The organism is Enterovibrio nigricans DSM 22720, from assembly GCF_900167155.1.
GTDB lineage: Bacteria > Pseudomonadota > Gammaproteobacteria > Enterobacterales > Vibrionaceae > Enterovibrio > Enterovibrio nigricans.
Genome location: NZ_FUXU01000028.1, coordinates 1 through 12,325, shown reverse-complemented (window position 1 = coordinate 12,325; position 12,325 = coordinate 1). Strand labels below are relative to the sequence as shown.

Below are 12,325 nucleotides of genomic sequence, written 5' to 3'. Positions count from 1 at the left end.
CTCCCTTCCTTCCCGCCGAGTACCGCGAATTTCGTATCCAGTAAATATGCGTTGAGTCTAACGATCAGAGGATTAACTGTCTTACGTTGCGAGAATGAGTTTCTCTATATCCTCACTATTGAGAATTTTGAGACGACTCGCAGCCTCTTTTCAGGGTGTTTTCGCACTACTGACACGGATAACATTATTAAGATTAGAAAAATCACGGCGGTTAGATAAACAAATTGAACAGAAAATCTGCGAACAAAACAAAGTCGGGGAACTGTTTTAAGGAGAAATGACACTAAGTACTTGAATATCACGTCGCATGACCAGATATTAATGAGACTAATTTAAAAGGTCAGTGCATTTCCCCTACAATTCAAATAGCACTGGCCTACCACGGAGTTATTATGGCCATTCATGTCGGTATCATAGATCAAGACCCAGTTAGACTGGTCACCGCACTTTTGCACCGAAAATTCAAGGCCGCAAAGATGATTTTCATTGGTGTTGAGTGTCAGGCTCCGCAGTACGAGCAGATGAGTGCAGTGCTCACCCCAAAGGGTATTGAAACAGAGTTTTTCCAGATCCCTTCTGATATCAATATCCCCCTGATTAAAGCCAAGATCCAAGAGCTTGCTGAACGCCTAAAAGAAGAAAGCTCCGACGTCTGGTTTAATGCAAGTTGTGGCTTGCGTCATCGCCTGCTCAGCGCATATGAAATATTCCGTACGTATCACTGGCCGATTTACGTCATTGAGCCGTTTAGTGATGAACTGTGCTGGCTGTACCCTGACGGGCGTCAGCAGCAACAAGTGGAAGACCACATCAATATCAGCGATTACTTGACCATATTCGGTGCGCGCTGTGAGCTTCAAGAAGATGATTCTCGAAGCGTGCTCGACTCAACCATTGAGACCCTTGGGCATAAATGGGCAAGCAACGCTTACGAATTAGGCCCAGGGTTAGCCACACTGAACTATTTGGCGACGACGTGCCGTAAAGAACAGAAACTGGATGTAGAGCTCAGCGAAAAGCAGCAAGGTTATCGTGAGCTGGGCATGCTTATCGACGATTTAACGCAAGCTGGGCTGTCAATGTATGACAATGGCATCCTTACCTTCTCAAGCGAAGCTGCGAGACGCTTTGCTAACGGTGAATGGCTTGAATGGTACGTACACCATATTGTTGAAGAGATCCGTCGCGAGCTACTGACCATTCAAGACCTTTCTTTGGGTGTTCAGGTTTATCGCCAAATTGGAGATAAAGAGGTTCGTAACGAGCTCGATGTGGCCGCCGTGGTGAATAACAAGCTTCATATCATTGAATGCAAGACGAAAGGCATGTCGAGCGACGGTGATGACACACTGTACAAGCTGGAATCAATTCGAGACCTGTTAGGCGGTCTTCAGGCACGCGCGATGTTGGTAAGCTTCCGCCCTCTTCGTCATCACGATATTACCCGTGCGACTGACCTAGGATTAGCGCTGATTGGCCCAGACGAATTGAGCGATCTAAAAACACACCTTCACCAATGGTTCTTAGGTGCTGGCGGCTACGAGAAATTGGATTTTGCCTAACACCGAACAGTGAAGGCATTGGTCAGTTAAGATCGTGATCAGCTGAACCATTTATAGGATTGTTAACAACACCCTCAGTTCACCAAGAACTGAGGGTGTTTTTTTATGAGGGTACACGGACTAATTAATGCCACTCAGTGAAAACCGGCACGGTTGAAGAATTAACCTACGATAAAATCAGCACAGCGTGCGCCCAGCATCATTGCGACAGAATTGGTGTTTCCTGCGTTGATGTTCGGCACCGATGACATATCACATACGCGTAAATTACGCGTTCCTCTTACACGCATTTTTGCATCAAGCACTGCCATAGGGTCTTCTTTCGCCCCCATTTTTACGGTACCCGCGGGATGATAATTGGTTTTGACGAAACGTTTGCAGTGTGCGAGAAGTGCATCATCAGATGTGTCATTAGGGTCAGGGATGGCTACTCTACGGATGCAATCTCTGAGTGGCGGCACTGAGAAAGCTTGAAGGAAAAAGCGCTGCCCTTCTATCATCTGCTGCATGTCGTGCGGATCCTTTAATAGATTCGGTGAAACAATCGGCATCCTAGTTGGATCGGCAGACGCGAGTTTTACCTCACCACGCGACAAGGGCTTCACCACCACAGTGGTCACCGTCAAGCCATAGTCATCATTCAGGAATTGACGACTGTCTCTGTCCAAATAAACAATAGGAACACAGAAAGCTTGAATGCTTGGTGGCGCATCAAAGTTTGCTGGGTTCACAAACGCACCAGCCTCTACGCCTGCAGACGTTATTGGCCCTGAGCCAAACAACGTAAATTGCAGCCCATTTCTCACCATTCGCCATCCCTCACCCTGCCGATAATAACCATAGGGACCATTAGCAAAGGCAGTAATAGGCACTTCAGGGTGGTCAATCAAATTTTGCCCAACGCCCGGTAAATCAAGTTGGCAAGCTATACCATGTTCAGCAAGGTGCGCTTTGTCACCTATCCCCGAAAGCATCAACAATTTCGGCGTAACGAGTGCTCCTGCACTCACCACCAGTTCCTTCTTCGCCGTAAACGTTATATTCCCCCCGGCCTCGGGCACACATTCCACTCCGGTTGCCACGCCGTCTTTGAGAATAATTCGGTGCACTTCTGTGTTCAAAGACACGGTGAGGTTAGGATTGTCTTTCTGAGGTTCAATGTAAGCATATGCCGCTGAGCTTCGTTTACCGTGACGGTTCATAAACTGATAAAAGCCAACGCCAAATTGGGATTCACCATTAAAATCATGATTGAACGGCATGCCCACCGCTTGCATGGCCTGCACAAACCAGCGTGAAAAATCATCAATGTGGCCGGGGTCAGAAACCTTCATAGGGCCATCAACACCATGTAACGCATTGTTCAGGCGGTTGTTAGATTCCATCCCTTTAAAATACGGCAGCACATCATCCCACCCCCAGCCAGGGTTCTCTTCATCTTCAGCGAGAATTGATTGCCATTCGTCATAGTCAGACGGTCTTCCCCGAATATAAACCTGCGCATTGACCGAGGAACCGCCCCCCAAAACATGACCTTGCGGTATATCGTGTTGTCTGCCGTCTAAATGGGCTTGAGGTGTGGTGGTGTGATACCGCATGTACTTAGAACCGTTGATCATTTTGAAAATACCCGGAGGCATATCAAGCAAAGGATGGTGATGAGAATGTCCGGCTTCTAACAATAATACCGTACCCACTGCCGACAATTTGGCGGCAGCCACACACCCTGCTGACCCGCCGCCAATCACAATATAGTCATACGATGTTTCCACAATCACTCCTTGACGATTCATTCTGGCTAGTACTTTCACAAGCGCGTGCTTGTTGAATGTTAGCCTTCATCCACCTAAAGATAGCCAACGCCTCCCTATAACCGCGCTTGGCTATACTCACGAGGGTGACATAAACACTCAGTTTCATATGACAATTTTCTCTACCTACCATTCACAAGATATACTTTTTGGTATGACAAAACATTTTTAAAAATAAGACATAAAAAGAATTTCACGCCGCTATATCGGAATATATCGGGCTATAACGCCCCAAATGAATAAATTGCAGATATCAAACAAAATAGTTTGATCGTACCAAAAAGGATTTTGAGAATGTGGTTGAAAGATCTCCAAGTGGGGAATGTTATTGATGCTCAGATGTTCATTGATGGGGAGTTCACAAAAGGGGATGCTAAAAGCACCCTCGTCGTCGACAACCCTGCCAATGAAAATATCATTGCGAGTATTCCTGATGGATCGCCGAGCGATGCTGAATCGGCGCTTAGTTCAGCAACATCCGCTCAGAGAGTTTGGGCGCGTAAAACAACCGCAGAGCGCGCGACATATGTAAGGGAAATGGCATTGGAGCTGGATCGCCAGCGCGATTATCTCGCCAGAATCATTACCGCAGAACAGGGCAAACCATTTCACCAAGCACAAGGCGAAGTCAGTGCGACTGCCGCCTTTCTTCATTTTGCTGCCAACAACGCTCACCGTCTGGAAGGCGACATCATTCCTTCGGATAACCGCGACGAGGAAATCTGGATCCACAAAGTGCCTTATGGCGTCGTGGTTGGATTAACCGCGTGGAATTACCCCTGTGCATTGGTCGCCAGAAAACTGGGACCAGCGCTTGTCGCAGGGAATAGCTTTGTCCTCCTTGCCCACGAAAACACCCCACTCTCAGGTCTAGCTCTCGCAAAAATCGCCCGCGATATCGGGCTGCCGAATGGAGTGTTTAACGTGGTGACGGGACGAGGTGCTGTCGTCGGACAAACACTGGTAGAAAGCCCTCGATCCGATCTCATTACCCTCACGGGCAGTAACCGGGCAGGACGTCAAATCCTTACCACCGCCGCCCAACAAATCAAAGCGGTGCGGCTCGAACTAGGTGGTAAAGCCCCTTTTATCGTGATGGAAGATGCCGATCTCGAAAAAGCCGTTAACGCCGCTGTCGTTGCTCGATTTACCAATGCTGGCCAAATATGCACCTGCAACGAACGCATGTATTTACACCACGCAATTGCCGATGAGTTTCTTGAGAAATTTATACAAAAATGCCGTTCATTAACGGTTGGCGACCCCATGACAAATGTCTCACTTGGGCCAAAAGTCAGCCGTATTGAACGGGATAAAGTGCAAAGTCTGATTGATCAAGGCGTAGCAGAAGGCGCGGAATACTTGCTCAAGGGAGGCCCTCAAGCCTGTGGCGAATCGGAAAAAGGCTATTGGTTTGCTCCCAGTGTTTTGGAAGTCAAAAACAACCAAAACCCCCTCATGCAAAAAGAAATCTTCGGCCCTGCTGTTCCTGCCCTTCGCGTGTCTGATTTTGATGAAGCTATAGAGCATGCCAATGACAGCGACTTCGGTTTATCCGCCTATGTTTTCACCCAAAAGATAAGTCGTCTTATGGTGCTTTCATCCTCTCTAAAGGTTGGCGAAATCTACTTTAACCGCGCCAATGGTGAACAAGTTCAGGGCTTTCATAATGGGTGGAAACAATCTGGACTTGGGGGGGAAGACGGGAAATATGGTCTTGAAGAGTATTTGAAGAAACAAACCTTGTACATGAACTGGCAAGGCTGATTCTGCACGTATCTGTTGTACGTAGACAATGAAGTAAGAGGAAAAAGGAATGCAACTTAAAACACTGGCAACACAACTGGTTACGCTAAGTTTTGCAACGCTCACTTTTGCGGCAACCGCCGGGGATCTGCCTCCTCTAGAGAAAAAGGACACTTACAAAGTTGGCTTCGCCCAAATGGAAAGTAACAATCCTTGGCGAATCGCTGAAACCCAGTCTTTCCGAGATACCGCTCAACAATGTAACTGGGACATAGTGATCACCGATGCTGCTGGCTCAGCGGCAAAGCAAGTCGCGGATATTGATTCCATGATCGCGCAAGGCGTCGATGTCATCTTCCTGCCTCCACGCGAAGAAAAACCGCTGCTTCCAGCGGTAATGAAAGCGCTGGCCGCGGGGATTCCTACCTTCCTCGTTGACCGCTCTGTTGACAAAAATGTCGCCCGAGCGGGTGAACATTACGTTGCCTTCCTTGGCTCCGATTTTGTCGATCAAGGCAAGCGTGCAGCGGAATGGACCGTGGCCAATTTCAGTGGCGATAAAGGTGTGATCATCGAACTGGAAGGCACGACAGGTTCCTCACCGGCTAATGACCGTCGTAAAGGGTTTGATGATGTGATTGCCAAGCAAGACAACATGACCATTGTTGCCTCTCAGTCCGGCGACTTCGCCCGCAACAAAGGTCGTCAGGTCATGGAAACCCTTCTGCAATCCCACCCTGACGTCAACATCGTTTATGCCCACAACGATGAGATGGCAATCGGTGCAATTCAAGCACTAGAGCTTGCAGGCCGCAAACCCGGTGAAGACGTTATGGTCGTGTCAATTGACGGAACCCGTGATGCACTTCAAGCCATCATCGACGGCAAAATGGGCGTCACTGTAGAAAGCTCCCCGTTCTTTGGCCCTCTTGCTTGCGAAACCATGACACGTTATGCCAACGGCGAAAACATTGAGCCTTGGGTGCAGGTAAAAGATCGCATATTTACCAAGGCAAATGCCGCACAGTTTGTTGACTCAGCGTACTGATTTATCCACTCGTAAAAGAATAGAAACAGCGAGATCGCGGGGCGGAAATGCCCCGCACTTTAAGAGGCGCTATATGGACATGTTGCTCAACATGGAAGGGATTCAAAAGGCCTTTTCGGGGAATCCCGCATTGCGAGATGCATCGTTGCAGATCGCACCCGGTGAAGTGCATGCGCTCATCGGCCAAAACGGGGCAGGAAAATCGACCCTTATAAAAATTCTGACCGGGGTGTACACACGCGATGCTGGTAGTGTGGTTTTCGCGGGGAAAGAGGCACTGTTTACTGGTCCCGGTGATGCGCAAGATCACGGTGTAGCAACCATTTTCCAGGAGCTCAATCTCGTACCACTCCAAAGCGTGACGGAAAACATCATGATGGGTCACGAGCTTACAAGGTTGGGCTGTTTTATCGACTGGAATGCGTGCCACCAGCATGCCCAAAAGGTGCTTGAAGGCTTCGACATAGACATCGATGTCAAGGCACCACTCGGTGATTACTCAACAGCCATCCAACAGTTGGTCGCCATCGCTCGTGCCGTCTCGCTCAACACACAATTAGTGATCATGGATGAACCTACCTCTTCTTTGGACGACAAGGAAATTAACGTCTTGTTTGGGGTGATTCACTCACTGAAAGCCAGAGGCGTTTCTGTTCTTTATGTCTCCCATTTTCTTGAAGAGCTCTTCGCGGTCTGTGACAGCGTGACCATTATGCGTGATGGACAAACGGTTGCGCGTCGCAAGATTGGAGACACCAACAAGCTGGAATTGATTTCAGACATGCTCGGCCGAGATGAAAACTCTATCCAAGAATCCGGCTTAACTGAGCTGAAAGGCGGCGGTCATAAGGCCGGCGAAGTGCTGCTTGAGGCCAAAGACATCTCCACCAACCACCACTTAAACAAGGTTTCAATCACTATAAAGAAAAATGAGATTGTTGGTTTGGGTGGTTTACTGGGCTCAGGCAGAACAGAAGCCGCACGCGCCATTTTCGGTGTCGATGCACTAACAACAGGCAGCATCAAGATCAAGGGCGAAGACGTGTTGATAGATTCACCGTCCGACGCCATCGCGCTCAATATCGGCTTCCTGTCTGAAGATCAGAAAATGGAAGGCATCGTTCCCGAAATGAGTGTGCGCGAAAACCTTACCCTTGCGATGGTCTCAAAGGTTTCACGCAGTGGCATTGTGAATGCTGATGAAGAGGAAGCACTCGTGCAAAAGTACGTCCGTGCACTCGGTATCAAAACCGCAGATATTAACCAACCTATCAGTCAGCTTTCTGGGGGAAATCAGCAGAAAGTTCTCCTCGCCCGCTGGCTCGCCACCGAGCCAGACATCCTCATTCTTGATGAACCTACGCGCGGAGTTGATATCGGAGCAAAACGTGAAATTCAAACCATCATTCGCGACTACGTCGATCAAGGAAACGCGGTGCTCCTTATCAGTTCGGAGTTTGAAGAGCTGATAGAAGGTGCAGACCGCATCGTCGTGCTGAACGAAGGTTCTGCGGTCTCTGAACTGGTCGCACCCAACATCACTGAAGACGCTCTCGTACGCGAAATGGCCGGCAAATAACCATGTTTTGGATACTTTTTCAGGGAAAAGGACATCACACTGTGAAAGATAAACAACAAAGCCTTTGGCGGTATGGCGGTGCTATCTGCTTCCTCCTCCTGTTAGGTTTCAATGTCTTGTTTACACCCAACTTCCTGCAAATACAGACGCTGTACGTCAACATCAGTCAGGTTGCGACAATCGCGATTGTCGCGATCGGCATGACGCTCGTGATTGCAACAGCAGGGATAGACCTCTCTGTTGGTGCAGTCATGGCATTGGCTGGTGCCCTTTCTCCGTTGATTATTACGTCATCTTTCGGCGAAAGCTACCCTGCCCTCGGGCTGACTGCAGCCATTGTGCTTCCCCTTTTTGTGGCAGCCTTGTGCGGCATGTTCAACGGTTATCTTATTTGTAACTGGGGCATTCAGCCCATCATTGCCACCCTCATTTTGTTTATTTCCGGTCGTGGTATTTCTCAGGTACTGACCAACGGCAACCTGCAAACCTTCAACAACGAAGGGTTCGCTTTCCTCGGCCGCGGTGAAATTCTCGGATTGCCGTTCCAAGGCTGGCTCATGTTGGTTTTGGCTATCATCTTCAGTTTCATTGTCAGACGCACAGCGTTTGGCCGCTATTTGCTGTCGGTGGGTGGCAACGAGCGATCTGCCCACCTTGCGGGTGTCCCCGTTAAAAAGGTCAAAATCGCCGCGTACGCCACATGCAGTGTGCTCGCGGGTATTGCCGGCATGATTGTCGTGTCTATCAATTCTGCGTCTGATGCTGCGCGAAATGGCGAGCTGATGGAGCTCGATGCCATTGCTGCAGCCGTCGTTGGCGGTGCAGTGCTACAAGGTGGCAAGGCCCCTATCTTTGGCGCTGTATTCAGAGCCGTCATCATTCAACTCGTGAAGTACACCCTGTTGGCGAATGGTGTTGAAGATGAAGTCGCGCTTATCGCTAAAGCACTCATCATCGTGCTCGCTGTGTACGTACAACAAACGCGGAGGGCTGGCGAATGACACGTTCTCATCGACAAACTCTCGGCGTTTGGCTGGTCTTTTTCGGGTTGGTGATCTTTGGTGGCTTGCGCTACGACAACTTCCTCGGCAGTTACAACATCGCCTCTTTTCTTAACTATAACGCCATGTTTATCGCCATCTCGATCGGCATGTGCTTTGTGATTATGACAGGCGGAATTGATTTATCCGTCGGGTCTGTTGCGGCATTTGCCTCTGTCATTGCCGCTTATCTCAGCCCTTATGGGTTAGAAGTCGCCTTGCCCGGAGGTATTCTCGCTGGCATGGCGTTTGGTGCCATCAACGCCTTTTTCATTACCGTCATGCGAATTCCGCCTTTCATTGCCACCCTCGCTACCATGCTAGGCGCCAAAGGTGGCTCTCTCGTCATTTCCGGTGCGCAAACCATCTCCATTGACTGGTCATCTAACTTTACTCTACTCGGCTTAGGGAAAGCCTTTGGTGTATTGCCTTGGACCATCGTCGTGGTGCTGATTTTGGTGTTGTTCACTTGGGTGTTGCTGGAATGCATGCCACTTGGACGAAAAGTGCTGGCGGTTGGCGACAATGAACAAGCAGCCACGCTGATGGGGCTTAACGTTAATCGCGTCAAAGTCTTTGTGTACCTGCTCAGCGGCGGCTGTGCTGGTTTAGCCGGTGTTTTTCTTGCCTCAGGTTTCGGAGCAGGACAACCGCTTGAAGGCGTTGGCTGGGAGTTGTCAGCCATCGCCGGGGTGGTTGTCGGCGGCACCTTGCTGACTGGCGGATCTGGCTCAATCACCGCTACTGTCGGCGGCGCACTTCTCTTAGGGCTGATTTTCAACGTCCTTAATTTCGAAAATGGATTAGGCAGCATTAGCTTATCTGCGTACTGGCAGATGGTGATCCGTGGCGGTTTCTTGCTTGGTGTCATTTTGGTTCAAGCACACCTCGTCAAAAAACACGCATTGAATAAACGGAGTTTGACATGACAAAAATTGCGCAGGCGAGATCTCGTCTTTTCCGCATCCCTCTGGATGAACCCCTTGCTGATGCTAAGCACGGTGCACACACTCACTTTGAACTCGTCACCGTTGAAATTACGCTGGAAAATGGCGATGAGGGCGTGGGTTATACCTACACAGGCGGCGTAGGTGGGAACGGCATTAAAGCCACCTTGGACGCGGATTTGCTCCCCTTTCTGATAGGAAAGAATGCCTCCGACATTCGAGGCATTTATGACGCCATGCTCTGGCGAATGCACTACGTTGGCCGCGGGGGAATATCGACGTTCGCCATCTCGGCAATCGATATCGCGCTTTGGGATATCAAAGGCAAACAAAGCAATCAGCCCCTTTGGAAAATGGCGGGCGGGCATGCGAATCACTGCAACTGTTATTGCGGTGGCGTCGACCTGAATTTCCCTCTACCCAAGCTGATCAGCAACATTGAAGGCTATCTGGCGCGCGGTGTTGAAGCGATAAAAATCAAAGTGGGACTGCCTAATCTGGATGACGATACGGCGCGTGTAAACGCTGTACGGGAAATGCTGGGACCAGACCGCATCTTTATGGTGGATGCCAACTATTCCTTGACCGTAGAGCATGCCATAGCCGCAAGCCATGCGTTCGAGCCTTATGATTTAGCATGGTTTGAAGAGCCCACCCTGCCCGACGACTACTTCGCTTACCAAACCATCGCGTCATCCACTTCAATTCCGCTCGCCATGGGTGAAAACCTTCATACCCAAGAAGAGTTCAAATTGGCGTTTGAGCTTGCATCACTCTCTTTCATTCAGCCAGATGCGTCTAATTGCGGCGGCATCACTGGCTGGTTAGACGTAGCAGCATTAGCGAAAAAATACGGTATCCCTGTATGCAGTCACGGCATGCAGGAACTCCACGTCAGTCTGGTCTCCAGTCAGCCCTGTGAGGGGTGGTTAGAAATCCACTCCTTCCCTATAGAGCAATACACCACGCGCCCTGTCGTCATCGAAAACGGGCGTGCAGTCGCATCGGATACGCCAGGGACAGGCGTCATTTTTGATTGGGAAAAACTTGAATCTGCACATGCTGGCTAACGTCACATCGCACAACAAGGTTACACCTCACCACAAAAGGAAAGGATAATTATCATGACTAAAGCAGCATTCTACGAAGGAAACAAAACCTTTACTGTTGAATCCGTCTCCATCTCTCCGCCCAAAGAGGATGAAGTTCAAATCCGTGTGGCATATTGCGGAATATGCGGCACCGACGTGCATGTCTACCACGGCCATATGGATGCTCGTGTAGGTACGCATCGCGTGATTGGTCATGAAATGTCTGGCGTCATCCATGCTGTGGGCGATGATGTAAAAGGCGTCACCCTGGGTGATCGTGTGGTGGTGCGCCCCCTTAACCATTGCTGTGACTGTTCGACATGTCAGCGCGGCTTGAAGCACATCTGTGAAAACCTCAAATTTTTGGGCTTGGACACCGACGGCGCGTTCCAAGAGTATTGGTCAGTACCGGCGCATACCATTCACCACCTTCCTGATGAAGTCTCTCTTGCCCATGCCGCTATCGTTGAGCCTTTGGCGGTAGCCTGCCACGATATCAATCGCGCACGCGTCGTTACTGGGGAAGATGTATTGGTGATTGGTGGTGGGCCAATTGGCATGCTTATCGCCATGGTTGCCAGAGAAATCGGTGCCAAGGTGACCATTTGTGAAATCGATGAAAAGCGTATCGCGTATGCACAAGGTCTTGGCTTTAATGCCCGCCACGCAAAAGATGGGGATCTTGTTGAGCAGCTACATTCCGACACAGATGGGCGCGGTTTCAACGCCATTTTTGACACATCAGGCGTGCAAGCAGGGGTGGATTTGTTTACTCAAGTATCCGCCTCACAAGCGCGTATTTGCATGGTTGCCATCCACACCAGCAAGCCCACTATCGATCTGTTTAAATTCTTTTGGCAAGAACTCGAACTGTTAGGTGCTCGCGTCTACGAAGATACTGATTTCGAATACGCCATTCGCTTATTACGTGAAGGAAAAGTGAATCCGGACGATGTGATTATAGATAAACACTCTCTAGACGACATTCAATCAGCCTTTATTCCACCGAAAGATTTGTCGATGAAAACGCTAATCGCAGTTAACTCGGAGTTGAACTAATGGAAAAAAGTGCATTTGATTTACGCGGTAAAAAAGCATTAGTGACAGGCGCGAAAAGAGGCATTGGCAAAGCCATGGCAGAAGCACTGGCAGAGGCTGGCGCAGACATTATCGCCGTAAGCCAAAGTATTGAGACGCAAGGCAGCGACATTGAAAAAGCAGTATCGGCAAAAGGCCGACAATGTTGGGCATACCCGTGCGATTTCTCTGATCGCCGATCTGTGAAAGCCTTTCTAGCCAAGATAAACGAAGAACACCCTGATATCGACATTCTCATCAACAATGCAGGTACCATTAAACGTGCGCCTGCGGTCGAACACAGTGATGCGTTTTGGGATGAAACCATCGAGGTTAACTTAAACGGGCTTTGTTGCTTAATTCGGTTGGAAGACATGGCAGCCTAAAGTTGTTCGGTTCTTAAGCAATATACTGAGTTTCAGGC

At 49.4% G+C, this 12,325-nt stretch carries 10 protein-coding genes; 9 read left to right on the top strand and 1 reads right to left on the bottom strand.

The window, feature by feature from the left end:
• The first annotated feature begins 392 nt into the window (after positions 1 to 392).
• Positions 393 to 1,562, top strand: a complete 1,170-nt coding sequence (locus tag B5D35_RS11630) for a Card1-like endonuclease domain-containing protein (protein WP_078752747.1) — start codon at positions 393 to 395, stop codon at positions 1,560 to 1,562.
• Between the two features lie 161 nt (positions 1,563 to 1,723).
• Here B5D35_RS11630 and B5D35_RS11625 read toward each other — a convergent pair whose 3' ends face one another.
• Positions 1,724 to 3,334 carry a GMC family oxidoreductase gene (locus tag B5D35_RS11625; protein ID WP_139367755.1) on the bottom strand — a complete coding sequence of 537 codons (1,611 nt, stop codon included), beginning with the start codon at positions 3,332 to 3,334 and terminating at the stop codon, positions 1,724 to 1,726.
• Positions 3,335 to 3,667: 333 nt separating this feature from the next.
• On the opposite strand from B5D35_RS11625, the gene B5D35_RS11620 reads away from it, so the two are divergent.
• The 8 genes from B5D35_RS11620 (at position 3,668) to B5D35_RS11585 (ending at position 12,287) form a co-directional block, all read left to right on the top strand.
• A complete protein-coding gene (locus tag B5D35_RS11620; RefSeq protein ID WP_212567540.1) occupies positions 3,668 to 5,140 on the top strand; it encodes an aldehyde dehydrogenase family protein in 1,473 nt (490 codons plus the stop codon).
• Between the two features lie 49 nt (positions 5,141 to 5,189).
• Positions 5,190 to 6,167: an ABC transporter substrate-binding protein gene (locus B5D35_RS11615; protein WP_078752745.1), complete on the top strand. Its 978-nt coding sequence runs from the start codon at positions 5,190 to 5,192 to the stop codon at positions 6,165 to 6,167.
• Between the two features lie 73 nt (positions 6,168 to 6,240).
• Positions 6,241 to 7,746, top strand: a complete 1,506-nt coding sequence (locus B5D35_RS11610; protein ID WP_212567539.1) for a sugar ABC transporter ATP-binding protein — start codon at positions 6,241 to 6,243, stop codon at positions 7,744 to 7,746.
• Between the two features lie 41 nt (positions 7,747 to 7,787).
• Positions 7,788 to 8,747 (top strand): ABC transporter permease, encoded by a 960-nt coding sequence (locus B5D35_RS11605; RefSeq protein WP_212567538.1) that lies wholly within the window; start codon positions 7,788 to 7,790, stop codon positions 8,745 to 8,747.
• Positions 8,744 to 9,715 (top strand): ABC transporter permease, encoded by a 972-nt coding sequence (locus B5D35_RS11600; RefSeq protein ID WP_078752743.1) that lies wholly within the window; start codon positions 8,744 to 8,746, stop codon positions 9,713 to 9,715. Before B5D35_RS11605 ends, B5D35_RS11600 begins: the two co-directional genes overlap by 4 nt.
• The gene (locus tag B5D35_RS11595) at positions 9,712 to 10,803 is read left to right on the top strand and encodes a mandelate racemase/muconate lactonizing enzyme family protein (protein ID WP_078752742.1); all 1,092 of its coding nucleotides are present in this window, start codon (positions 9,712 to 9,714) and stop codon (positions 10,801 to 10,803) included. The genes B5D35_RS11600 and B5D35_RS11595 overlap by 4 nt, the downstream gene beginning before the upstream one ends.
• 54 nt (positions 10,804 to 10,857) lie before the next feature.
• Entirely contained in the window at positions 10,858 to 11,883 is a 1,026-nt protein-coding gene (locus B5D35_RS11590; protein WP_078752741.1) for a zinc-dependent alcohol dehydrogenase, read from the top strand.
• A complete protein-coding gene (locus B5D35_RS11585) occupies positions 11,883 to 12,287 on the top strand; it encodes an SDR family NAD(P)-dependent oxidoreductase (RefSeq protein ID WP_078752740.1) in 405 nt (134 codons plus the stop codon). Before B5D35_RS11590 ends, B5D35_RS11585 begins: the two co-directional genes overlap by 1 nt.
• The last annotated feature ends 38 nt before the right edge of the window (positions 12,288 to 12,325 follow it).